This window comes from Halosimplex carlsbadense 2-9-1 (assembly GCF_000337455.1).
Taxonomy (GTDB): Archaea; Halobacteriota; Halobacteria; order Halobacteriales; family Haloarculaceae; genus Halosimplex; species Halosimplex carlsbadense.
Genome location: NZ_AOIU01000006.1, coordinates 19,624 through 41,430 on the forward strand (window position 1 = coordinate 19,624; position 21,807 = coordinate 41,430).

A 21,807-nucleotide genomic window follows, 5' to 3' on the forward strand; every position below is an offset into this window, starting at 1 on the left:
TTTTTCGTGACTACAGTCGTCAAGATCGGCGGCGCCCGCGCGGTCGACCCCGCGGGCGCTCTGGCGGACGTTGCAACGCTTACCGAGGAGAGAGACGAGTCGGTCGCCGTGGTTCACGGCGGCTCGACGGCCGTCGACGAGACGCTCGAACGGCTCGGCATCGAACCGGAGTACGTCGAGACGCCGTCGGGCGTCGTCGGCCGGTTCACCGACGCCGAGACCATGGAAGTGTTCGAGATGGTGTTCGGCCATCTCAACACGCAACTGGTCGCGGGCCTCCAGAGCCAGGGCGTCGACGCCGTCGGGCTGAACGGGGTGGACGGCAAGCTCCTGTACGGCCCGCGCAAGTCCGCCGTTCGCGTGCTGGAGGATGGCACGCGCAAGATCAGGCGCGGTGACCACTCGGGGACGATCAAGCAGGTGAACGCGGACCTGCTGGAGACGCTGTTCGCGGACGGCTACACGCCGGTAGCGTCGCCGCCGATGGCCGGCATGGACGACGACGAAGTGGTGCCAGTCAACACGGACGCCGACCGCTCGGCCGCCCACATCGCCGGTGCGGTCGAGGCGACGCTCGTGCTGCTGACGGACGTGGAAGGCATCTACGCGGACCCCGACGACCCCGAGACCCTCATCGAGTCGGTCGAGACGGGCGAGGAGTGGGCGGCCCTCGAAGACGCCGCCGAGGGGTTCATGGAGCGCAAGGTGATGGCGATCGAGGAGGCCATCGAGGGCGGTGCCGAGGAAGTGGTGGTGGCGGACGCCAACGCCGACGACCCCATCCTGTCGGCGCTCGACGGCGGCGGCACGCACGTCCACGCATCGGCGCTTTCGGAGGCTGCGAGCGGTCACGCGGATACCACGGAGGATTCACAATGAGCGGATTCGTCTTTTCGGAGAAACCGATCCAGATCGAGGCGGGCGACGGCACAGTACTGTACGACGACGGCGGCACGGAGTACCTCGACTTCGGCGCGAGCTACGCCTGCGTCCCGCTGGGCCACGGCCACGAGGCGGTCCACGACGCCGTGACCGAACAGTTCGAGAAGCTGACCTACGTGCAGGCCTCGTACCCGAACGCCTCGCGGACGGCGCTGTACGACCTGCTGGCCGACACCGCGCCGGACCCCATCGACTACACGTGGCTCTGTAACTCGGGGACCGAGGCCAACGAAGCGGCGCTGAAGTTCGCTCGCTCGGCCACCGGGAACTCGAAGATCGTCGCGACGATGCAGGGCTTCCACGGCCGGACGATGGGCGCGCTGGCGACGACCTGGAAGAGCAAGTACAAGAAGCCCTACGAGCCGCTGATGGGCGACGTGGAGTTCGTCCCCTACGACGACGGCGACGCGCTCGCCGAGGCGGTCGACGACGAGACCGCGGCCGTGCTCGTCGAGCCGGTCCAGGGCGAAGGCGGCATCAACCCCGCCTCCGCCGAGTTCCTCCAGCGCGCACGCGAGGAAACCGAGGACGCCGGCGCGGCGCTCATCTTCGACGAGGTCCAGACCGGGATGGGGCGGACGGGTTCGCTGTGGGCGGCCGAGCAGTCCGGCGTCGTTCCGGACATGATCACCGCGGCGAAGGGCCTCGGGAACGGCTTCCCGGTCGGCGCGACGCTGTGTCGGGAGTGGATCGCCGACAACTACGGCAGCCACGCCTCGACGTTCTCCGGCGGCCCCGTCATCTCGGCGGCGGCGGGCGCGACCGTCTCGACCATCGTCGACGAGGACGTTCCCACGCACGCCGGCGACGTGGGCGCGTACATGCAGGAAGAACTGGAAGCGGCGATCGGCGACGATGTGCGCGAGGTGCGCGGCGAGGGGCTGATGGTCGGCGTCGAGGTCGGCCGCGGCGCCAACCGCGCGCTGAAGCAACTCGCGATGAACCACCAGATCCTCGCGCTGCCGGCGGGGCGGACGGTCGTGCGGTTCCTCCCGCCGCTGACGGTCACCGAGAACGAGGTCGACCAGGTGGTCGACGCCATGGCGGAGGTCGTCGGGGATGAGTGAGAGCGCCGGCGAGCGGGGCGGCGGCGACGGCGAGGAGCCGACGCCCGACCTGCCCGTCGACGAGCAAGCGCGCGAACTCCTGATCGATGTCGTCGACACGCCGTCGGTGACCGGCGAGGAGGAAGAAGCCGCACAGGTACTTGTCGACTTCTTCGAGGCACACGACCGCGAGGTGTGGGTCGACGACGTGGGCAACGTCCGCGCGCCGGCCGACGACAGCGTCCTCCTGACCTCCCACATCGACACCGTTCCGGGCGACATCCCGGTGCGCGTCGAGGAGGGTGAGGAGGGCGAGGAACAGCTGTGGGGCCGTGGGAGCGTCGACGCGAAGGGGCCGCTGTGTTCGATGGCCGTCGCGGCCGTCCGCACGGGCGCCTCGTTCGTCGGCGTCGTCGGCGAGGAGGTCGACTCACGCGGCGCCCGCCACCTCGTGGCGGACCGCGACGCCGAGCCCGGCGCCGTGATCAACGGCGAGCCCTCGGGCTGGGACGGTATCACGCTCGGGTACAGGGGCCTGCTCGGCGGGACGTACGTCGCGACGTCGGAGTCCGGGCACTCCTCGCGGCCGGAGAACAACGCGATCCAGGACGCCATCGGCTGGTGGTCCGCGGTCGAGGAGGAGTTCGACCACGACGACTGGGTCCCGGTCTTCGAGCGCGTCACGGCCAAGCCCATCAGCTTCGAGGGCGGGATCAGCGACGACGGGCTCTCGGTCGAGGCGACGGCCGACGTGCAACTGCGCGTCCCGCCCGAGTACACGACCGAGGAGATCCGCGAAATCGCGGACGGTCACCTCACCAACGGGACGGTCCACTGGCACGACGCGGTCGAGCCGGTGATGATGAACCCGCGGACTGCGGCGGCGCGGGCCTTCCGCGCGGCGGTCCGACAGGTCGGCGGCGACCCCCGCCTGTTGCGCAAGACCGGCACAAGTGATATGAACGTGTACGCACAGGAGTGGGACTGTCCGATGGTGACCTACGGGCCCGGCGATTCCGACCTGGACCACGCGCCCGACGAGCACGTCTCGCTCGCCGAGTACGACCGCGCCGTGGCCGTCCTGGAGACCGCGACGGAGCAACTCCAATCATGAACTTCCTCGACGTCGACGACCTCACGACCGGCGAACTGGCGGCCGTCCTCGACCGCGCGGCGGCGATCAAGGCCGACTACCGCGAGGACGGCGCGAGCGACCTGCTGGGCGGCCAGACGCTCGGGATGATCTTCGAGAAGCCCTCGACGCGGACCCGGGTCTCCTTCGAGACCGGCATGACCCAGCTGGGCGGCCACGCCGTCTTCCTGGGCCCCGACGACATCGGCCTGCACGGCCGCGAGCCCGTGAAGGACATCGCGCGGGCGCTCGGTCGCTACGTCGACTTCGTGATGGCGCGCGTCTACGACCACGCCGACGTGGTCGAACTCGGCGAGTACGCGGAGGTACCGGTCATCAACGCGCTGACCGACGACGCCCATCCCTGCCAGACGCTCGCCGACCTGCTGACGATCCGCGAGCACTTCGACGACCCGACGGTGGCCTGGGTCGGCGACGGCAACAACGTCTGCCAGTCGTTCGTCCTCGGCGCGGCGATGTCCGGGCTCGACTTGGCCGTCGCGACCCCCGAAGGATACGGCGTCGACGACGGCGTGCTCGAGCGCGCCGAGGGGCTCGGGACCGCGCCGGCGACGACGACCGACCCCGAGGTGGCCATCGCCGACGCGGACGTGGTGTACACGGACGTGTGGGTCAGCATGGGCCAAGAGGACGAGCGCGCGGAGAAACTGGACGCCTTCGAGGGGTTCCAGATCACGCCCGAGCTGCTGGGCGACCGCGCGCTGATGCACTGTCTGCCCGCCCACCGCGGCGAGGAGGTCACCGACGCCGTCGTCGAGAGCGACAACGCCATCGTCTGGGACCAGGCCGAGAACCGCCTGCACGCCCAGAAAGGGCTGCTCGCGTGGCTTGCCGAGCAGGAGTAACGTCCGTGCGAGCGGAGCGAGTGCGGTTCTCCGGACGCGACTAACGGGAGCGTCCGGCTTTTTCACCCACGTTTTTGCTGGCGGGGTTCCCGCAGCGAGCGCAGTGAGCGAGGAAACCCCGCCAGCAAAAAGGTGGCTGCCGGACCAGGCCGAGAACCGCCTGCACGCCCAGAAAGGGCTGCTCGCGTGGCTTGCCGAGCAGGACTGAGTACCGCGAGCGACCGGCGGGAGCGAGCGGCGTTTTCGCCCACGTTTTTCGACGAGTGGTGCCCGCAGCGAGCGGAGCGCTACCGATACGTTTCGAGCGTGACACCGGGGATGTTCCCGAAGTGGCTGTCCCCGGCGAGGACGGGTTCGTCGCGTTCGAGTGCGGTGGCGGCGATCGTCGCGTCCCCTTTGCCGATTCCGGGTCCCTCCCCGTGGTCGGCGTCGGCCAGGCGTTCACCGAGCAGTCGCCCGGCTCGGCGAGCGATACTCGGCGTCGTATCCACGACCGGATACGAGTCGAGGACCGCTTCCACTCGCTGGCGCTCTTCCCGGGTGCTCGCGACTTTGCCGACGCCGATGTAGAGTTCGAGCACCGTCGTCACCGGGATCACGAGCGGGACACCCTCGGCTTCGAGTTCCCGCTCTTTCCGGACGGCCGCGTCGACATCGTCGATGACGTCGAGGACGAAACTCGTATCGACTATCATTCGAATCGGTCGGCGACCGACCGAACCTCGTCACGGTCGGCCCGGTCGGCTGCCTCGATGGCCTCGCGCATCTCGTCGACCTGATCCTCGTCGAAGACATCGCGGAGATCGCGCAGCGATCGACCACCGATGAGCCGTTCGACGGCGTCGCTGAACGACTCGTCGTCACGCTTGGTGGCCTTGATTCGTTCGTACACGTGGTCTTCGAGTCGGACCTGATGTGACATCCTCGTTGACAGCGTTGACGCTCGACGCGAATCAAGGTTGGGGCGCCAGAGCGGCGAGCAGGACCGGCGCGGCGTGGGCGGCCTCGTGGAGGAAGAGCGCGGTGACCGACCCGGCGATGGCGGCCGGGACGACCAGCGCATACAGTAGCACGTCGATCATGCAGATGACGTTCATCTCACAGGTGTGTGAAGCTGTTCCTCATGTGAACGGAAGCCGCCGTGTCCACGAACTCGCGTCGCCATAGGCTCGGATTATCACTGGTAAGGCGTCTCGACCGCCGAGAACGATCGTCGGTGGTCAAGCTGTCCCACGACCAAGATATCGTATGGCCTCGATGGAATCGACCGTGACAGAGCACGGATCGGCGAGCGGGAGCACAGAGCGACGGGCACGGCGAGTCGTGGACTGGGCGGTGCCGATACTGCTGGGGCTGTACGGGCTGGCGGTCGGCTTCGGCGGGGCGGCGCTGGCGGTGGCGGCCGACCGGGCGGTTATCGCCGAGCTGGTCGCCGAGGGGATGATCGTGTCTGACGTGTTCACGGACGCGGCGCTGGTGGACGTGAGCTTCGCGACGGCGCGCTGGAGCGGGATCGGACTCGTGGTGACGGGGCTGTTGTCGTGGGCGGGGGCGGCGGCGTTCGTCGCGCATCGGCGGCGCGAGCGCGCCCGGGCGTCCGGGGCGGGAGCCGATCCGACGTACACCTGGACCGACGCGGCCGCGGGCGGCGTGGTGACGGCCGTCACCTCGTTCCTGTTGCCGTTCGCGCCGATGCTCGGCGGGTTCGCGGGCGGATACCTCCACCGCAACGAGCGGACGAGCGCGACGCGGGTGGGAGCGCTGTCGGGACTGCTGTCGGTCCTGCCGCTGGCGGTGGCGCTTTTGTTCGTGGCCGCGGGCGTCGCAGTCGGGACCCTGCGGGCCGACGCGGTCGGCGTCGCGCTGCTGGTCGTGGGCGTCGTCCTCGTGTCGCTGCTGTTCACGGCGCTGTTCTCGGGTGGATTCGGCGCGCTGGGCGGGTACCTCGGGGGCCAACTCCGCGACCGCGACGCCGACAAACCCGACGAGTTCGGCGGCGAACGCGAGGAGGGGCGACTGGGCGACGACAGACCCGAGCGCGACGAGTCGACCGCCGACTGAGCGTTCCCCCCACGGGCACACCGACCGGCTCGCGCCACCGCACTCTTCAGTTCTCTCTGGCCGCCGTCCACGTTCGTCCAGAACGACACCCCGATACCGTGTAAGAGATTGACACTCACTTACCCTAATGATTTATAATGCAGTAGAATAATCGTGACGTACAGATGCGGATCACAGAGACCCAACAGTTGTTCACGGAATCGTGCGAGTACCCGACGGACGCGGCGACGGTCGCCGACCGGGTCGGCGACGTGGAGATCGAGGCGCCGACGGGCGACACGACGACGGTCGGGACGGTCCTCGCCCGGTCGAACGTCGGGACCTACGAGTCGGCCGACGACGTGTACACGGCGCTGATGGGCAACCTCGACGACTCCTTTATCGGACTGAAATACTACGACGACCGCGGCGACAACCAGCCCCACCCCCACCGCAACTGGCACTGAGCCGAGCGGACCCGGCGGCGGGATAGCCGGCCGGCAGTGAGACGGGTGGGGCCGCGGTGGGCATCCGCGGAGGGTCGGACGGGTGGTTCGGTCCGCGGTGGATACGGACACCGGGACGGGGTAGACGCGACGCGCCGGCGAGTGTGTGACCGCCGCGCGACCGCAGCGAACACTAATTGTCGCGACGGTCGTAGCGGGTGACGATGGCCGACCCGCCCGTCGTCGACGCCGGGACGCTGGACGCCGACGAACTACTCGACCGGATCAAGTCGGCGGGGCACGTCCGCCTGCGCACGGAGTTTCTCGACTCGGTCCACGAGGTGACGCTCCGCTGGGACGGCGAGACGTTCTACTGCGACACGCCGACGCGCCTGCACAAACACGACACCGAGTCGGCGATGCGAACCTGTCTCGTCGAGCAGGGCTACAGTCGGTGACCGGCCCGCGGGCGGGGGTGGACCGCCCCCGGCCACCGCCTCCGTTTAAGCGGTGGGGGTGCCTAGGGACCGACACCATGGTCGAGGCGGACCCTTCGCCCCAGCGGTTTCGCGAGTTGATGCTCGACGAGCAGCCGGGCTTCGCGGACGTGCTCGCCTGCGTCTTCAACGTCCAGGAGCACGAAGTCCGGACGTTCCTCACGCTGCAGGACCACCCCGGAAGCACCGTCGCCGAACTGGCCGACCAGCTCGAACGCGACCGCAGCAACGTCAACCGCTCGCTGTCGACGCTCCGCGACAAGGGGCTGGCCGAGCGCGAGCGACGGCTGCTCGACGGCGGCGGCCACGTCTACCAGTACTCGGCGACGCCCATGCCCGAAGCCCGCGAGTTGATGCACGACACGCTCGACGAGTGGACCGCCTACGTCCACGACCGCATCGACGAGTTCGGCGAGGAAGACATCTGATCGGTCGGATAGTCCGGTGTGGCGCTCGTCCCAGCGCGCGCGACTGCCGACGCGTCTCGACCCGCTCGGACGACTACTTCTCCGAGCGGAGTTTCCGGTAGAGATACGCGACGCCCAGACCGCCGAGGATCAGCGGGAGCAGCGGTGAGCTGGTTGCCTTCGACGCCTGTCGCCAGACCGTCTCGCCGACCGACGACCCGTCGTCGATGTGGTCCAGAACGGCTTCGGTGTCGTTGGGGACGGGCTCGGGGTCGCCGCCGGCCTCGTAGGCGGCGTCGGGGTCTTTGAGCAGGTGGCCGGTCGTGAGACAGACCACGTCCTCGTCGGCGTCGACCTCGCCGGAGTCGCGGAGCTTGCGGAGGCCGGCCAGCGAGGCGGCGGAGGCGGGCTCGACGCCGACGCCTTCCTCGGCCAAATCGCGCTGGGCCTCGGTGATCGCCTCGTCGGAGACGGCGACGGCGGTGCCGCCCGTTTCGCGGATGCCCGGCAGGGCCTTCGGGGCGTTGACGGGGTTGCCGATGCGGATGGCGGTCGCGCGCGTCTCGACCTCGTCCCACCGGCGGACCTCGTCGTTGCCCTCCTCGACGGCCTCGACCATCGGCGCCGCGCCTTCGGCCTGGACGCCGGTGAGTTTGGGCACGTCGGACTCGTCGATGGCGCCGGCCTCCCGGAGTTCGCGGAAGCACTTGTACAGCGCGGCCGTGTTGCCGGCGTTGCCGACGGGCAGGACGATCCGGTCGGGGTAGGTCCCCTCGTCGGCGTGGAACCGCTCCATAATTTCGAGGCCGATCGTCTTCTGGCCCTCCAAGCGGAAGGGGTTCAGCGAGTTGAGCAGGTACGCCTCGCCGCGGGCGGCCAGGTCCTGTACGATGTCGAGACAGGAGTCGAAGTTGCCGTCGACCTCGAGGATGCGGGCGCCGTGGAGGCTCGCCTGGGCGACCTTCCCGGCGGCGACCTTGCCGGCGGGCAGGAGCACGAGCGTCTCCATCCCGCCGCGGGCGCCGTAGGCCGCCAGCGCCGCGGAGGTGTTCCCGGTGGAGGCGCAGGCCAGGCGGTCGACGCCGACCTCCTTGGCCACGCGGACGCCGACAGTCATCCCGCGGTCCTTGAAGCTCCCGGTGGGGTTCATCCCCTCGTGTTTGATCCGGAGGTTGTTCACGCCGACTTCCTCCTCGATGCTGGGGACGTAGTGGAGCGGCGTGCCGCCCTCGGGCAGGGAGACGCCCTCCTCGAAGGGCAACCCCGCCGAGTAGCGCCAGACGCCGTAGGGGCCGCTCTCGGGCGAGCCGCCGGCGCCGAAGTCGTCCCACGTCGGGAGGTCGGCGTAGCGGACTTCCAGCAGGCCGTCGCAGTCGTCGCAGGTGTAGCGGACGTCGTCGAAGGGGGCGAACGTCTCGCCGCACTCGATGCAGGTGAGCCAGACGCCGTCGTCGGCGACGGCGGGCTCGGACTCGTCGAGGGCCAGGTGTGCGCTCATTGAAGGGGTCTGGTCGCCCGGCGACCAAAAGAGGGCCGATTGTCGTGTCGCCTCAGCGACCGCGCCCGCGTCGGAACCCGGGCCGCTTTTTACGCGCGCACGTCCAATCCGACACACGGGGCGCGTAGCTCAGTCCGGATAGAGCGTCGGACTTCTAATCCGACGGTCGTGGGTTCGAATCCCACCGCGCCCGCTTCTGCGAGGAGCGGACGCGACGAGCGAAGCGGCCACGGATTCGAACCCTGGAAGTCGCAGCGCCCGAGCGGGGCGAGGGCGAGTGTAACGAGGCCTCGTGGCGAACGGGGAACGAAGTGACCCGTGAGCATAGCGAGGGCGACCGTCTTCCTCCGGTTCGAATCCCACCGCGCCCGTGGCAGTACTGAGACGTGGAAATTCGGCTATAGAGTGCTTCTAAACCTGAATTGAGAATATAAGAACGGTGAACCAGATCCCACATCGTCAGACAAGATCTCTCGACTTCGAGGAGGTAACGAACGCGACCGCTCACTCATTCAGTCGAACCCGTAGCGCTTGTGTGCCTCGTCGATATCCACGATCTCGATCACGCGGACTTCCCCGTCTGCTTCGAGGACGTCGTAGAACGCGGTGTGGGTTCGCCCGATGTGTAGTCGATATAACTCCTCGCCCTCGATGACCAGCTTCTCTTTGTCACCGGACCCCGAATCAGGTCTCGGATACGGGCCGTCCGCCAATTTTCGGAGATTATCTTTTACGATGCGTGTGCTCTTCTCGTCTAACGTGGCGACGTACTCGCGGGCCTCCTCCGCGAGGAGGACCTCATAGCTCATCGAGCGATGTCAGTTCTTCATTATCCGCTTCGCGGACCTCCTTCGCTCGTTCGGCGAGCTGTCGCCGCTGGTGTTCCTGGATCAACTCCCCGAGCAGGTCGTCGTACGTCTCGCCCGCCCCCTTCAGTTCGTTTAATTCCTTCCACCGCTCTTCCGTGACCGGAATTCGTTTGCTGGCGTTAGACATGCGTATCGTCCTGTGTATGCAATCCTTACAACGCTTACAATCAAAAGGTTTCGGTGGGCGGACCACATTCGTTGCTATCGGGGTCGCGTGTCGCCGGAGAACCGGAACCCACCGCGCCCGCTCCAACGAGGCGGAGTTATTCGGGGCGAAGGGACAACGGGAAGACACTTATCCGTCCATCGAGTCGTGAGGCCCGATGCAGCGACGGGAACTGCTCTCCGCGGTGGCCGTATCGCTCGGCGGCTGTGCGGCTGCACCGGGTGCGGAACGGACGAGCCAGCGGGAGTATACGGTCGACGTTACGACCGGAGGGGGATCGGAGGGGTACTCGATAGCCTTCGATGTCGAGTATCCGAACGCCGAAGACGTGATCGCCGACCTCCACCTGACTATCGAGAACACGGGGGACGAATCGGTTGGGGTCACGGCGGGACCGCCGGCACCGTTCGGGATTCTCGTCGCGGAGGCAGTCGACACGGCGAACAGTATCACGCTCTGGAACGAGGCGTACGAGCGGTCGGACGGCGTCGAGACGGAGGGTTACACCATCGGCCTGGTGAATAGGGTCGGTTTCACGACCGGACTACGGCCGGGAGAATCGGTCGAATCGACCTACTCCCTCCGCCAGGACGCGACTACCGGAGACGGGATCGGTGAACTCGCGACCGGAACGTACGACCTCACCGGACACGACGGCGAGCCGTTCCGGGTGAACGGCGACCCGGTGGATGCGCAGTTGCGGGTCCGCTCGGCGGACTCGCTCTGACCCCCAAAGACACTTGCCGCCCACCCCGAACGTACGGGCGTGGAAGACCTGCCGACGGACGTGCGGACGGTGCTCTCGCAGCTGTTCGCCGAGGGCCAGCGCGCGCTCGCCGACGACGACCGCGACACCGCGCGGGAGAGCGTGACGAGCGCCGCCTCGGTCGTCCGTAACAAGCTCCCCGACGGCGAGTTCAAGCGGGAACTCCGCCACGGCTGCGAGCGAGTGGTCGACCTGCTCGACACCGGCGACGAGCCCGCCGACGCCGAGGCCGCGGCGGAGTACCTGGCGGCGATGGAGCGCCGGCTGGACGCCGTCGAGTAGCCGGACGAGGAGCCGAACCGACCGCTCAGAAGCCCTGGTTCGGCTCGGCGGCCATCGGGTCGTAGCCGGCGATGCGGTACTCGCGGGAGTCGGTGCAGTCGTCGTTTTCCGACGCGAGGTCGCCGACGGCGTAGTCGAACCGGTGTTCGAAGTCGCCGGTGTGGCTCTCGACGCGGTCGAGCACGTCCTCGGCGGTCAGATCCTCGTCGAAGTCGGCGCGGAACGCCGCGGCGTTTTCCGCGGCCGTCGCGGCGGCCGCTCCGTCGGCGTCGAACTCGTCTTCGAACGCGTCGGCCAGTTCAGTTTCGAAGTCGTCGTCGCTCATGTGTGGGCGATCGGAATCGTCCCAGCTGTCTCTTGCGACTTAGACGTGGTCGCGGGGCATCAGGTCCTCGAACGGCTGGTCGTCGAGCCACTCGGCGAGTTTCACCAGCTGGTCGCTGGCGGCCTCGAACAGCTGTTCGCCCTTCTCGCGGGTCGCGTCGGTCTGGTCGCCCAGCACGCCGCTCTCGGTGTTGTCGATGGCGTCGTAGAAGGTGCGGGCGCCGTGCTTCCGGAGCCCCTCGAAGTTCGCCACGTCGCGGATGCCCTCGTCGCGGGCGCGCTCGAACTGGTCCTCGCGGACCAGCTGGTCGTCGATGTGGAGCATCATCGCGGTCTCCTTGGGGCCGCCGTGGGGGCCGTTGTACTCGAACAGGTCGTCGACGAGATCGGGGATGGACTCGTCCCACATCCACTCGACGGCGTAGGCGACCTCGTCGTCGCGGACCCGGCGACCCACCTCGCGGAGATGCTGGACGTTGCCGCCGTGGGCGTTGACGAAGACCACGCGGTCGATCCCGTGGTAGGTGAGATTCCGGGTGAGCGACTCGACGTAGTCGCGGAAGACAGGCGCGTCGACCCACATCGTGCCGTTGAACTGGCGATGGTGGGGGCTGACGCCGACGTTGATCGTCGGGGTGCAGAGATAGCCCGTCCGGTCGGCGGCCTCGCGGGCGAGCGCCTCGGCGATGCGGTGGTCGGTCGATTCGGGGAGGTGCGGGCCGTGCTGTTCGGTCGAGCCGAGGGGCACGAGCGCCAGCGACTCTTCGGCGAAGTACTCGCCCAGTTCCGGCCAGGTCCGGTCTCCGAGGTACATGTCTCACCCCGAGGACCGCCCCGCCCTTACTGTTTCCCTCGCGGCGGTATCGCCCGCGTCGACTCGTATGCTATCGGCTGCCACACCACCCCTGTCACTGATTTTCCGGGGAATCGATCGGCCCGTATGAACGACAGCGAGACGGGCGAGGCACCGACGCCGGAGACCGGTGACGCACTCGGTGCGATGCTCCGGAACTACCAGGAGACCGGCGAAGCCGCCGAGTTGATCGAACGCGACGACGGCTGGGTCGGGGTCAGCGCCGGCGGCGAGTTCTACTTCGCCGACTACGACGAGTGGCCCGAGCCCGACCGACGCGCGATCGACCGCGTCGAGGGTCGCGTCCTCGACGTGGGCTGTGGCGCGGGTCGAGCCGCGCTGGCCCTGCAAGAGCGGGGCCACGACGTGACTGCGATCGACGTGTCCGAAGGGGCCGTCGAGGTGGCCCGCGAGCGCGGCGTCGAGGACGCCCGCGTGGTCGACGTGGCGGACGTGGCCGAGGCGTTCGACCCCGGCACGTTCGACACGGTGCTGATGCTTGGCAACAACTTCGGGCTCGTCGGGACCGCCGAGACGGCGCCCGAGCGCCTCCGGGGACTGGCGGCGGTAGCCGCCGACGACGCGACGCTCGTCGCCCAGAGCCGCGACCCGGTCGCGACCGACGACGAGGCCCACCTGACCTACCACGAGAAGAATCGCGAGCGCGGTCGCCTCCCAGGTGCGCTCCGGATGCGCGTCCGCCACGAGCGCCTCGCGACGCCGTGGTTCGACTACCTGATGGCCGCGCCCGACACGATGGCCGAGCTGGCGAGCGACACGCCGTGGGCCCTCGTCGATACGATCGAACCGGAGGAGGGGCTCGACCCGGCGGGCGGCGACTACGTCGGGATCCTGGAGACGGGGGAGTGAGCGCCGTCCGGCGTCGCCGCCCCGTTTTCGGGACCAACACTTTACTCGCTCGCCGCCGTTGTCGGGACAAGCGATCACCCTCTCATGTCGACACACGACATCTCTCTGACGGTAGACGGAACGACCGAGGCGTTGACGGTCGAGTCGCGGACGCTGCTGGTCCACGCCTTGCGGGACGAACTGGGCTACACGGCGCCGAACGTCGGCTGCGAGAGCGGCAAATGTGGCGCCTGCACGGTCGAGCTGGACGGCGACGCGGTCAAGTCCTGTACGGTGCTGGCGGTCCAGGCAGACGGGAGCGAGGTGACGACCGCCGCCGGCTACGCCGACGACGGGCTCGACCCCGTCCAGCGGGCGTTCCACGACGAACACGGCCTGCAGTGCGGGTACTGCACGCCCGGCATGCTCGCGACGACACACCAGTTGCTCGACGAGAACCCCGACCCCTCGCGGGCGGAGATCCGCAGGGCCCTGAAAGGCAACGTCTGTCGCTGTACCGGCTACGGGAGCATCGTCGACGCGGTCGAGACGGCGGCCGAGCGGCTCGCCGACGAGCGGGGCGAGTCGAACGAACCCGACGATCGAACCGGCGCGCCGCGGCCGGAGGCCGAGGACTGAGATGTTCCCGGCCGCATTCGACTACGAGCGGGCCGAATCGGTGGGCGAAGCGCTGGACCTGCTAGAGGAACACGGCGACGCGGACGTGGAGATCCTGGCCGGCGGTCACAGCCTCGTCCCGGCGATGAAGACCGAGGGGCGCGAACCGGACGTGGTCGTCGACCTCGACGTGCCCGCGCTGGACGCGGTCAACGCGCTGGACGACCGGACCGTTGTCGGCGCGCTGACGACCTACGCGACGCTCGTCGACGCCGGGGCGGTCCGCTCGACGGTCCCGCTGGTGGCCGAGACAGCGAGCGAAGTGGGCGACACCCAGATCCGAAACCGCGGGACGATCGGCGGGAACCTGGCGGCGGCCCACCCCGGCGCGGACCTGCCGGCGGCCGCGCTGGCGAGCGACGCGGTCGTCCTCTTGCGGGACCGCGACGGCAAGCGGGAGGTCCCGGTCACCGACTTCTTCCGCGGCGACGGCGAGACCGCCGTCGAGCGGGGCGAACTCCTCACGGGCGTCCGAATCCCGCACACCGACGAGGCGGGCTTCGCGTACGCGAAGAAGACCCACCCGGCGACGGGCTACGCGATGGTCGGCGTCGCCGCCGTCGTCGAGACGGACGGCCCGGGCGGCCAGGGGAGCGTTTCGAGGGCGCGCGTCGCCGCGACCGGCGCGGTCGACCGGGCGGTTCGCCTGCCCGCCGTCGAGGAGTCGCTCGTCGACGGACCGCTCGACTCGGCGGCCATCGACGCCGCGGCGAGCGAGGCGCGTGTCGATATCGACCCCGGGCGACTGCGCTCGGACGCCTACGCCTCCGGCGAATTCCGCGGGGAGCTACTGGAGACGTACGTCGCTCGCGCGCTGGAGACGGCCGCCGAGCGGGTCGACGACGACGCCCTGACGGCATGAGCGGCGGGCGTGTTCGCGGGCAGTCGAAACGGTCGTCCTACCGGTTGTCGAGCCGCCAGTCGGGGATGGGGACCTGGCCGCCGTCGACGCGGAGTTCGTGGCCGTTGACGTAGTCGGCGGCGGGCGAGGCGAGGAAGGTGGCGCCGTTGGCGATGTCCTCGGGCTGAGCGAAGTACCCGAGGGGGTTCAGATCCTCGATCTGTTCGGTGACGGCCTCGGAGAACCCCTCGGTCATGCGGGTGTCGACCCAGCCGGGGGCGACGGCGTTGACGCGGATGCCCTCGTGGCCGAGTTCCAGCGCGAGGCTCTTGGTGAGCCCGAGCAGGCTGTACTTGCCCACGTCGTACTGGGGTGACTGGCCGACGCCGTTTTTCGTGTGAATCGAGGTGATGTTGATTATCTTGCCGTAGCCGTCCTCGATCATGCCGTCGACGACGGCGCGGGTGCAGTTGATCGACCCGAAGAGGTGGACCTCGATGTTGAGCCGGAAGTCGTCGTCGTGGCCTTCGTCGAGGAACGGGCCGGCGTTGCCCACGCCGGCGTTGTTGACGAGGATGTCGACGCTCCCCAGTTCCTCGACGCCGTGTTCGACCATCGCCTCGACTTCCGCCTCGTCGGTCACGTCGGCGGCGACGCCGACGGCGTCGCTGTCGTCGTCGCGGTCGCGGATGGTCGCCGCGGTGTCGTTCGCCACGTCCTCGTCGAGGTCGTTGACGATCACGTCGGCACCGTGTTCGGCGAGTTCGAGGGCGATCGCGCGGCCGTTGCCGCGGCCGCCGCCGGTCACCAGCGCCGTCTTCCCTGACAGGTCGAGGTCCATGGCGCCTGGTTCGAATCCCGCCGTCTTCAAGCCCGGCGGTGGGGGAACGGCTCGCCGCCGCTCGGGTCGGGCCGACGCCGCCGGACCCGTGCCGACCGAAGTCACGCCGACCGGGGACGCCGACTCGCGGCGCCGCTCGGAACGTTTTTTGTGGCGGCCGTCCCTCGTAGACGTATGGATTATCTGGAAGTCGAAGGCGCCCGCGAGTTCGTCGCCCGCCTGGAACACGGGGGCGACTGGCGGGCCCAGATCGAGGCCTTCGCCGCCGACGAGGGCGTCGACGCCGCGTTCTTCTTCGGCCTCGGGGCCGTCCAAGACGCCGAGATCCTCTACTACGACCAGGACGACGAGGAGTACTACCCCGAGCGCTTCGACGAGCCGCTGGAGATGGCCGCCTGCGTCGGCAACGTCTCCCACCTCGACGGCGAGCCGTTCGCCCACACCCACGCCGTCCTCTCGCGCGAGGACGGCACGACGCTGGCCGGACACCTCGACAGCGCGACCGTCTTCGCCGGGGAGCTGTACGTCCGCGAGTTCGACGCGGCGCTCGAACGGGAGTACGACGAGGAGACCGCGCTGGACCTGTGGCCCCTGTGAGCGGAGCGACACATGAACGAGGCACGATGACCCTGGAGGTGCGAGGATGAAACCCGAGGACGAACGCTACTTCGAACGGCTCGAATCCGGGCTCGACGAGGCCTTCGACGTGGCCGAGGCGGCCCGCGAGCGCGGCGACGACCCCACCGATAGCGTCGAGATCCCGGTCGCTCGCGACATGGCCGACCGCGTCGAGAACATCCTCGGCATCGACGGCGTCGCCGAGCGCGTCCGCGAATTGGAGGGCGAGATGAGCCGCGAAGAGGCGGCGCTCGAACTGGTCTCCGACTTCGTCGACGGCGACGTGGGAGACTACGACTCCCGGGCGGGCAAGGTCGAGGGCGCCGTCCGCACCGCGGTCGCGCTGCTCACCGAAGGCGTGGTCGCCGCGCCCATCGAGGGGATCGACCGCGTCGAGATTCTCGAAAACGACGACGGCACGGAGTTCGTCAACGTCTACTACGCCGGCCCGATCCGCTCGGCCGGGGGGACCGCGCAGGCGCTCTCCGTCCTCGTCGCCGACTACGCCCGCGCGATGCTCGGCATCGACCAGTACAAGGCCCGCGACGACGAGATCGGCCGCTACGCCGAGGAGATCGACCTCTACGACAAGGAGACCGGACTGCAGTACACCCCGAAAGAGAAGGAGAGCAAGTTCATCGCCGAGCACATGCCGATCATGCTCGACGGGGAGGCCACCGGCGACGAGGAGGTCTCGGGCTATCGGGATCTGGAGCGGATCGACTCCAACTCCACCCGCGGCGGGATGTGTCTCGTCATGGCCGAGGGGATCGCGCTGAAAGCGCCGAAGATCCAGCGCTACACCCGAAATCTCGACGAGGTCGACTGGCCGTGGCTGCAGGACCTCATCGACGGCACGATAGGGAAAGACGACGGCGATGACGAGGCCGACGACGGAGAGGACGGCGAAGCGACGGACGACGGCGACGACCCCGGGGAGGGCGAGGGAGACGGCGACGAACCCGCGGGACCGCCCCGGCTGGACCCCTCGAAGAAGTTCCTGCGGGACCTCATCGCCGGTCGGCCGGTGTTCTCACACCCGAGCGAGGCCGGGGGCTTTCGCCTGCGCTACGGCCGAGCGCGCAACCACGGGAACGCGACCGCCGGCGTCCACCCGGCGACGATGCACCTCGTCGACGACTTCCTCGCGACGGGCACCCAGATCAAGACCGAGCGCCCCGGGAAGGCCGCCGGCGTCGTTCCCGTCGACACCATCGAGGGCCCGACGGTCCGCCTGGCTAACGGCGAAGTCCGCCGCATCGACGACCCGGAGGAGGCGCTGGCGGTCCGCAACGGCGTCGAGAAGGTGATCGACCTGGGCGAGTACCTCGTCAACTACGGCGAGTTCGTCGAGAACAACCACCCGCTCGCGCCCGCCTCCTACACGGTCGAGTGGTGGGCCCAGGAGTTCGACGACGCCGGCGCGGACGTGCAGGCGATGCGCGACTCCCTGGACGTTGATCTCTCCGACCCGAGCGCCGAGGAGGCGCTGGAGTGGGTCGAGGCGTACGACGCGCCGCTGCACCCGAAATACACCTACTGCTGGCACGACCTGTCGGTCGAGGAGGTGTGCGCGCTGGCCGACGCCGTCGACGAGGGGAGAATCGCGCAGACCGATGGTGCGGTCGTGCGGGACCCGGACGACCGCGACGACGACGGCGCGAGCGAGGCCCAGCACGACGCCGCGACCGACGGCCACGACCGCGACGCCGGCGCCGCGGCCGCCGGCGACCTCGTGATCCCGCGCTCACCCGAGGTATGCGACGCCGTCGAGCACCTCCTCGTCGAACACACCCAGACCGAGGACACGCTCGTGATCCCGGACTGGCGACCGCTCGTCCGGACGCTCGGCTTCGACGACTCGCTGGAACGGTCGTGGACCCCTGACGACCTCTCGGAACGCGCGCGAGCGTACGGCGGCGGCGAGGCCAGCGACGCGCAACTCGAATCGTCGGCCGCCTCCACGGAGGACGGCGCCAACGCTATCCTCGCCGTCAACGAGATCGCGCCCTTCGAAGTCCGCGAACGGGCGCCCACTCGCATCGGCAACCGGATGGGCCGCCCGGAAAAATCCGAGAAGCGCGACCTCTCGCCGGCGGTCCACACGCTGTTCCCCATCGGCGAGGCCGGCGGCTCCCAGCGGAAGGTCGGCGACGCCGCCGTCGCCGGCGACAGCTACGACGACAGCCAGGGGAAGATCGAACTCGAAGTCGGCCGCCAGGAGTGTACCGACTGCGGCGAACGGACGTACAAGCCCCGCTGTCCCGACTGCGGCGGCGTCTGCGAGGCCGTCTACGTCTGCCCGGACTGCGACCACGAGGTCGAACCCGACGAGTCCGGCCGCGCCGAATGTTCGCGCTGCGAGACTCTTGCCCGCCCCACCCAGACGACCGTCGTCGACGTGAACGCGGAGTTCAAGTCCGCGCTCGCGAACCTCAACGAGCGCCCCACCGCCTACGACGCGCTCAAAGCGGTGAAGGGGCTCTCCTCGGAGCAGAAGACGCCCGAACCCATGGAGAAGGGCATCCTCCGGGCGAAACACGGCGTCTCGGCGTTCAAGGACGGCACCGTCCGCTACGACATGACCGACCTGCCCGTCACGGCGGTCCGCCCCTCCGAGTTGGACGTGACCGCCGACGCCTTCCGGGCGCTGGGCTACGAGGCGGACATCCACGGCCAGCCGCTCCAGCACGACGACCAGCTCGTCGAGCTGAACGTCCAGGACGTCGTCCTCTCGGAGGGCGCCGCCGAGCACATGCTCAAGACCGCCGACTTCGTCGACGACCTGCTCGAATCCTACTACGGTTTAGAGCCCTTCTACAACCTGGAGGAGCGCGACGACCTGGTGGGCGAACTCGTCTTCGGGATGGCGCCCCACACCAGCGCCGCGACAGTCGGGCGTGTTGTCGGATTTACGACAGCAGCAGTTGGGTACGCACATCCGTACTTCCACGCCGCGAAGCGCCGGAATTGCTTCCACCCGGAGACGAAGGTATGGTACGAGGACGAGGCAGGCGAGTGGCGTCACGAACCCATCGCACGCTTGGTCGAGGAGCGACTCGACGACCCAGAGACGGACGACTTCGGCGCGCTCGTCGAGGAGATGGACGGGGAGATCAGTGTCCCGTCACTCACGGCCGACGGTCGGGAAGTGGTGAAGTCGGTCGAGGCAGTCTCGAAGCATCCATCGCCGGATCATCTCGTCCGTGTCGTCACCGAGAGCGGTCAGTCCGTGACGGTGACGCCCGATCACACGATGATCCGCTGGGAGGGGCGAAAAACGGAATGCGAGGCTCACGAACTGTCAGCTGGCGATGAGGTACCACGGTTCGACGGATCGCCCGACGGACTCGGTGTTGACACAGAACCCAGCGCGACAGCCGTCGACGGCGGATCGCCGAACGTTGAAGTAGTGGAACGAGTCGAGTACGTCCCAGCCGATGTCGACCACACTTACTGCCTCACAGTTGCAGACACGCACAGTCTCGTCGCGAACGGGCTTCATGCCGCGCAATGCGACGGAGACGAGGACTGCGTGATGCTCCTGATGGACGGTCTATTGAACTTCAGCAGACAGTACCTCCCCGACCAGCGCGGCGGGAGCGTCGCCGAGGATTCCCAACTCGTCGCCGTCGACCCCGACGGCGATGTTCAGTTCATGACGTTCGACGAGTTCTGGGACGAACTCGAATCACCGATCGAGGCCGATGGGAAATTCCGCAAACGGACTTGCTACGCCGAGGGCTGGCAGACCTACGCGTTCGACGACGAGCACGAGGCGTCCCTGAAACCCATCGAGAAGGCGATTCGGTATCGGGCGGACGACGACGAACAACTCCTCCGGATCGAGACACAGTTCGGCCGGTCGCTCGATATCACCGAACACCACAGCCTCTTCCGGTACGACGACGGGATCGAAGAGGTAGCCGGCGCGGAGCTCGAAGCCGGTGACCTCGTCGTCGCGCCGCGCGAACTGGGCATCGAACCGACCGAGACGACGATCGATGTGGCCGAGTGCGTCGACGAGCCCTACGTCGTCATCGACGACCACGTCGAGGACCTGCTACGGACCGTGTGGGAATCGACCGAACACGGGAGTGACACCCACGCAGCGTTCAACTCCGGGCTATCATATCGGCTCTCGAAGACCAAGATATCGCTCGACCGCCTGGAGACGATCCTCGAGACGACCGATTTCGAAGTTCCGGACGATGTGAGTGTGGGTCTCACTGGCTCGGAGACGGGTATCACTCGAACGATTGAGGTCGACGAGGACCTCGCGTGGTTCCTCGGACTGTTCGTTGCCGAGGGGTCGACGTCGAGCTTCAACCCGTGTATCCACAACGCCGACGAGGAACTGATCGACCGCGCTTCAGAAATCGCGACCCAGAAGTTCGGTATCGAACCGGGCCGTCGGTGGTCGAATCGCTCCTACGAACTTCGCTTCCCCGCCGTGTTCCGCGAAGTACTCTACGCTCTGGGCTTCGAGGACGCGGATTCGTACGATTCGAGCGAGAAAGTCGTTCCCGAGTGCATCCTGCGCGCCCCGCGTGCGGTGGCTATCGAGTTCCTCCGCGGGTTCATCGCCGGTGACGGGAGCGACAAGACCGACGACAACGTCACCACGGTCGCGTTCCACACGACCAGCGACGACGTGAAAGACGGGGTCGTCTTCCTGCTCCACCGGCTCGGGCTCGTCGCAAACGTCTCCGAACGGACTGATCGCGAGGGGAACAGACAGGACATCTATACGGTGACGGTATCCGGCGGCGCCGAAGACAACCCGCTCCACAGGATTCTAAACGGCGAGGAGACCTACCAGCCCAAGAGCCTCGTTGTCTCGATCCCGGACGCGCTGATGGATCTCCGTGAGATGGACATCGAGGGCGTGAAGCAAACGATTCCGAAGTACCTCCTCCGGCGCGACAACGTCTCGCTGGAGAAACTCGGGGAGATGGTCGACGCACTCGAAACGCGTGATCTCCCGCCGGAAGCCGAGGCGAAACTCGACGAGATCCGACCGATCGTCGATGGCGACCTCTCGTACCTCCGAGTCACCGACATCGAGCGCGTCGACTACGACGGGTATCTCTACGACCTGCAGGTCGGCGGCGATCCGGTGTTCACCGCGAATTGGCTGTACGCCCACAACTCGATGGACGCACCCCTGGTCATGTCCTCGCGGATCGACCCCGCCGAGATCGACGACGAGGCGCACAACGTCGACATCATGCGGGAGTACCCGAAGGAGTTCTACGAGGCGACCCGGGAACTCGCCGACCCAGAAGACGTAGAGGACGTGATGACCATCGCCGAGGAGACGCTGGGCACCGACGAGGAGTACACGGGCTTCGACCACACCCACGACACCACCAACATCGCCGCCGGGCCGGATCTGTCGGCGTACAAGACGCTCGGGTCGATGGAGGACAAGATGGACGCCCAATTGAACCTCTCGCGGAAGATTCGCGCCGTCGACGAGACGGACGTGGCCGAGCGCATCATCGAGTACCACTTCCTGCCCGACCTCATCGGGAACCTCCGGGCGTTTTCGCGACAGGACGTGCGCTGTCTGGACTGCGGGGAGAAGTACCGCCGGATGCCGCTGTCGGGCGACTGCCGGGAGTGTGGCGGCCGCGTCAACCTCACCGTCCACGAGGGGTCGGTCAACAAGTACATCGAGACGGCGACGCGGGTCGCCGAGGAGTTCGGCTGTCGCACTTACACGAAACAGCGGCTGGAAGTCCTCGAACGGTCGATCAACCGCGTCTTCGAGGACGACACGAACAAGCAGTCCGGCATCGCCGACTTCATGTAGCGACCATCGTTCCCGGCGAGGGCTGTTT

Annotated in this window: 24 protein-coding genes and 1 tRNA gene; 16 read left to right on the top strand and 9 right to left on the bottom strand. The window is 68.1% G+C overall.

The genetic code is table 11. The annotated features are described in order from the left end of the window. Positions 1-6 precede the first annotated feature (6 nt). From C475_RS02450 to argF, 4 genes are read left to right on the top strand one after another with little or no spacing between them, the layout of a single operon-like run. Positions 7-879 carry an acetylglutamate/acetylaminoadipate kinase gene (locus tag C475_RS02450; protein WP_006882173.1) on the top strand — a complete coding sequence of 291 codons (873 nt, stop codon included), beginning with the start codon at positions 7-9 and terminating at the stop codon, positions 877-879. Beyond that, positions 876-2,009: an aspartate aminotransferase family protein gene (locus C475_RS02455; RefSeq protein WP_006882174.1), complete on the top strand. Its 1,134-nt coding sequence runs from the start codon at positions 876-878 to the stop codon at positions 2,007-2,009. The genes C475_RS02450 and C475_RS02455 overlap by 4 nt, the downstream gene beginning before the upstream one ends. After that, positions 2,002-3,102 carry a [LysW]-lysine hydrolase gene (locus C475_RS02460; RefSeq protein WP_006882175.1) on the top strand — a complete coding sequence of 367 codons (1,101 nt, stop codon included), beginning with the start codon at positions 2,002-2,004 and terminating at the stop codon, positions 3,100-3,102. Before C475_RS02455 ends, C475_RS02460 begins: the two co-directional genes overlap by 8 nt. Beyond that, a complete protein-coding gene (gene argF / locus C475_RS02465; protein WP_006882176.1) occupies positions 3,099-3,986 on the top strand; it encodes an ornithine carbamoyltransferase in 888 nt (295 codons plus the stop codon). The genes C475_RS02460 and argF overlap by 4 nt, the downstream gene beginning before the upstream one ends. 287 nt (positions 3,987-4,273) lie before the next feature. Here the strand turns inward: argF and C475_RS02470 are convergent, their stop codons facing one another. Genes C475_RS02470 through C475_RS23715 form a run of 3 tightly spaced genes read right to left on the bottom strand, consistent with a single transcriptional unit; the run spans position 4,274 to position 5,083 of the window. Next, positions 4,274-4,681, bottom strand: a complete 408-nt coding sequence (locus tag C475_RS02470) for a PIN domain-containing protein (RefSeq protein ID WP_006882177.1) — start codon at positions 4,679-4,681, stop codon at positions 4,274-4,276. After that, positions 4,678-4,908, bottom strand: coding sequence for an antitoxin VapB family protein (locus C475_RS02475; protein WP_006882178.1), 231 nt, complete (start codon positions 4,906-4,908; stop codon positions 4,678-4,680). The genes C475_RS02470 and C475_RS02475 overlap by 4 nt, the downstream gene beginning before the upstream one ends. Positions 4,909-4,939: 31 nt before the next feature. Then, positions 4,940-5,083, bottom strand: coding sequence for a hypothetical protein (locus C475_RS23715; RefSeq protein WP_161625158.1), 144 nt, complete (start codon positions 5,081-5,083; stop codon positions 4,940-4,942). A gap of 172 nt (positions 5,084-5,255) precedes the next feature. Here C475_RS23715 and C475_RS02480 point away from each other — a divergent pair, with 172 nt between their 5' ends. The 4 genes from C475_RS02480 to C475_RS02495 all read left to right on the top strand — a co-directional run bounded on the left by C475_RS02480 (position 5,256) and on the right by C475_RS02495 (position 7,397). Continuing rightward, complete coding sequence (locus C475_RS02480; protein WP_152436310.1) at positions 5,256-6,047, top strand: DUF5518 domain-containing protein; 792 nt, start codon at positions 5,256-5,258, stop codon at positions 6,045-6,047. Between the two features lie 164 nt (positions 6,048-6,211). After that, positions 6,212-6,493, top strand: coding sequence for a DUF5789 family protein (locus tag C475_RS02485; RefSeq protein ID WP_006882180.1), 282 nt, complete (start codon positions 6,212-6,214; stop codon positions 6,491-6,493). Positions 6,494-6,696: 203 nt separating this feature from the next. Next, positions 6,697-6,930 carry a hypothetical protein gene (locus tag C475_RS02490; RefSeq protein ID WP_006882181.1) on the top strand — a complete coding sequence of 78 codons (234 nt, stop codon included), beginning with the start codon at positions 6,697-6,699 and terminating at the stop codon, positions 6,928-6,930. A gap of 77 nt (positions 6,931-7,007) precedes the next feature. Beyond that, positions 7,008-7,397: a helix-turn-helix domain-containing protein gene (locus C475_RS02495; RefSeq protein ID WP_006882182.1), complete on the top strand. Its 390-nt coding sequence runs from the start codon at positions 7,008-7,010 to the stop codon at positions 7,395-7,397. A gap of 73 nt (positions 7,398-7,470) precedes the next feature. Here the strand turns inward: C475_RS02495 and thrC are convergent, their stop codons facing one another. Then, entirely contained in the window at positions 7,471-8,874 is a 1,404-nt protein-coding gene (gene thrC / locus C475_RS02500) for a threonine synthase (RefSeq protein WP_006882183.1), read from the bottom strand. A 118-nt stretch (positions 8,875-8,992) separates the two neighbouring features. Here thrC and C475_RS02505 point away from each other — a divergent pair. Then, positions 8,993-9,067, top strand: a tRNA-Arg gene (locus C475_RS02505). Between the two features lie 319 nt (positions 9,068-9,386). Here the strand turns inward: C475_RS02505 and C475_RS02510 are convergent. Both C475_RS02510 and C475_RS02515 read right to left on the bottom strand, forming a co-directional pair. Continuing rightward, the gene (locus tag C475_RS02510; protein WP_006882184.1) at positions 9,387-9,683 is read right to left on the bottom strand and encodes a type II toxin-antitoxin system RelE family toxin; all 297 of its coding nucleotides are present in this window, start codon (positions 9,681-9,683) and stop codon (positions 9,387-9,389) included. Then, positions 9,673-9,870, bottom strand: coding sequence for a hypothetical protein (locus C475_RS02515; RefSeq protein ID WP_006882185.1), 198 nt, complete (start codon positions 9,868-9,870; stop codon positions 9,673-9,675). Before C475_RS02515 ends, C475_RS02510 begins: the two co-directional genes overlap by 11 nt. A 196-nt stretch (positions 9,871-10,066) precedes the next feature. Here C475_RS02515 and C475_RS02520 point away from each other — a divergent pair, with 196 nt between their 5' ends. Both C475_RS02520 and C475_RS02525 read left to right on the top strand, forming a co-directional pair. Then, complete coding sequence (locus C475_RS02520; RefSeq protein WP_006882186.1) at positions 10,067-10,636, top strand: hypothetical protein; 570 nt, start codon at positions 10,067-10,069, stop codon at positions 10,634-10,636. Positions 10,637-10,675: 39 nt separating this feature from the next. Continuing rightward, positions 10,676-10,957: a hypothetical protein gene (locus C475_RS02525; protein ID WP_006882187.1), complete on the top strand. Its 282-nt coding sequence runs from the start codon at positions 10,676-10,678 to the stop codon at positions 10,955-10,957. Positions 10,958-10,982: 25 nt separating this feature from the next. Here C475_RS02525 and C475_RS02530 read toward each other — a convergent pair whose 3' ends face one another. Further along, positions 10,983-11,282, bottom strand: coding sequence for a hypothetical protein (locus C475_RS02530; RefSeq protein ID WP_006882188.1), 300 nt, complete (start codon positions 11,280-11,282; stop codon positions 10,983-10,985). A 39-nt stretch (positions 11,283-11,321) separates the two neighbouring features. After that, positions 11,322-12,095, bottom strand: a complete 774-nt coding sequence (locus C475_RS02535; protein WP_006882189.1) for a creatininase family protein — start codon at positions 12,093-12,095, stop codon at positions 11,322-11,324. Between the two features lie 126 nt (positions 12,096-12,221). Here C475_RS02535 and C475_RS02540 point away from each other — a divergent pair, with 126 nt between their 5' ends. The 3 genes from C475_RS02540 (at position 12,222) to C475_RS02550 (ending at position 14,523) form a co-directional block, all read left to right on the top strand. Next, a complete protein-coding gene (locus C475_RS02540; protein ID WP_006882190.1) occupies positions 12,222-13,004 on the top strand; it encodes a class I SAM-dependent methyltransferase in 783 nt (260 codons plus the stop codon). Between the two features lie 84 nt (positions 13,005-13,088). Then, positions 13,089-13,622, top strand: a complete 534-nt coding sequence (locus C475_RS02545) for a (2Fe-2S)-binding protein (RefSeq protein WP_006882191.1) — start codon at positions 13,089-13,091, stop codon at positions 13,620-13,622. Between the two features lies 1 nt (position 13,623). Then, a complete protein-coding gene (locus C475_RS02550) occupies positions 13,624-14,523 on the top strand; it encodes an FAD binding domain-containing protein (RefSeq protein WP_006882192.1) in 900 nt (299 codons plus the stop codon). 37 nt (positions 14,524-14,560) lie between these two features. Here C475_RS02550 and C475_RS02555 read toward each other — a convergent pair whose 3' ends face one another. Continuing rightward, positions 14,561-15,343, bottom strand: coding sequence for an SDR family NAD(P)-dependent oxidoreductase (locus tag C475_RS02555; RefSeq protein WP_006882193.1), 783 nt, complete (start codon positions 15,341-15,343; stop codon positions 14,561-14,563). Positions 15,344-15,517: 174 nt separating this feature from the next. Between C475_RS02555 and C475_RS02560 the strand changes: the two genes are divergently transcribed. After that, the gene (locus C475_RS02560) at positions 15,518-15,940 is read left to right on the top strand and encodes a PPC domain-containing DNA-binding protein (protein ID WP_006882194.1); all 423 of its coding nucleotides are present in this window, start codon (positions 15,518-15,520) and stop codon (positions 15,938-15,940) included. A gap of 46 nt (positions 15,941-15,986) precedes the next feature. Then, positions 15,987-21,779, top strand: a complete 5,793-nt coding sequence (locus C475_RS24820; protein WP_006882195.1) for an LAGLIDADG family homing endonuclease — start codon at positions 15,987-15,989, stop codon at positions 21,777-21,779. The last annotated feature ends 28 nt before the right edge of the window (positions 21,780-21,807 follow it).

What these genes read in the sequence shown, in the direction of transcription:
- argF (WP_006882176.1), top strand. Translation starts at nt 3,099, where the DNA reads ATGAACTTCCTCGACGTCGACGACCTCACGACCGGCGAACTGGCGGCC.
- C475_RS02550 (WP_006882192.1), top strand. Translation starts at nt 13,624, where the DNA reads ATGTTCCCGGCCGCATTCGACTACGAGCGGGCCGAATCGGTGGGCGAA.
- C475_RS02460 (WP_006882175.1), top strand. Translation starts at nt 2,002, where the DNA reads ATGAGTGAGAGCGCCGGCGAGCGGGGCGGCGGCGACGGCGAGGAGCCG.
- C475_RS02540 (WP_006882190.1), top strand. Translation starts at nt 12,222, where the DNA reads ATGAACGACAGCGAGACGGGCGAGGCACCGACGCCGGAGACCGGTGAC.
- C475_RS02520 (WP_006882186.1), top strand. Translation starts at nt 10,067, where the DNA reads ATGCAGCGACGGGAACTGCTCTCCGCGGTGGCCGTATCGCTCGGCGGC.
- C475_RS02470 (WP_006882177.1), bottom strand. Translation starts at nt 4,681, where the DNA reads ATGATAGTCGATACGAGTTTCGTCCTCGACGTCATCGACGATGTCGAC.
- C475_RS02485 (WP_006882180.1), top strand. Translation starts at nt 6,212, where the DNA reads ATGCGGATCACAGAGACCCAACAGTTGTTCACGGAATCGTGCGAGTAC.
- C475_RS02490 (WP_006882181.1), top strand. Translation starts at nt 6,697, where the DNA reads ATGGCCGACCCGCCCGTCGTCGACGCCGGGACGCTGGACGCCGACGAA.
- C475_RS02455 (WP_006882174.1), top strand. Translation starts at nt 876, where the DNA reads ATGAGCGGATTCGTCTTTTCGGAGAAACCGATCCAGATCGAGGCGGGC.
- C475_RS02495 (WP_006882182.1), top strand. Translation starts at nt 7,008, where the DNA reads ATGGTCGAGGCGGACCCTTCGCCCCAGCGGTTTCGCGAGTTGATGCTC.
- C475_RS02515 (WP_006882185.1), bottom strand. Translation starts at nt 9,870, where the DNA reads ATGTCTAACGCCAGCAAACGAATTCCGGTCACGGAAGAGCGGTGGAAG.
- C475_RS02560 (WP_006882194.1), top strand. Translation starts at nt 15,518, where the DNA reads ATGGATTATCTGGAAGTCGAAGGCGCCCGCGAGTTCGTCGCCCGCCTG.
- C475_RS02530 (WP_006882188.1), bottom strand. Translation starts at nt 11,282, where the DNA reads ATGAGCGACGACGACTTCGAAACTGAACTGGCCGACGCGTTCGAAGAC.
- C475_RS23715 (WP_161625158.1), bottom strand. Translation starts at nt 5,083, where the DNA reads ATGAACGTCATCTGCATGATCGACGTGCTACTGTATGCGCTGGTCGTC.
- thrC (WP_006882183.1), bottom strand. Translation starts at nt 8,874, where the DNA reads ATGAGCGCACACCTGGCCCTCGACGAGTCCGAGCCCGCCGTCGCCGAC.
- C475_RS02535 (WP_006882189.1), bottom strand. Translation starts at nt 12,095, where the DNA reads ATGTACCTCGGAGACCGGACCTGGCCGGAACTGGGCGAGTACTTCGCC.
- C475_RS02555 (WP_006882193.1), bottom strand. Translation starts at nt 15,343, where the DNA reads ATGGACCTCGACCTGTCAGGGAAGACGGCGCTGGTGACCGGCGGCGGC.
- C475_RS02475 (WP_006882178.1), bottom strand. Translation starts at nt 4,908, where the DNA reads ATGTCACATCAGGTCCGACTCGAAGACCACGTGTACGAACGAATCAAG.
- C475_RS24820 (WP_006882195.1), top strand. Translation starts at nt 15,987, where the DNA reads ATGAAACCCGAGGACGAACGCTACTTCGAACGGCTCGAATCCGGGCTC.
- C475_RS02510 (WP_006882184.1), bottom strand. Translation starts at nt 9,683, where the DNA reads ATGAGCTATGAGGTCCTCCTCGCGGAGGAGGCCCGCGAGTACGTCGCC.
- C475_RS02545 (WP_006882191.1), top strand. Translation starts at nt 13,089, where the DNA reads ATGTCGACACACGACATCTCTCTGACGGTAGACGGAACGACCGAGGCG.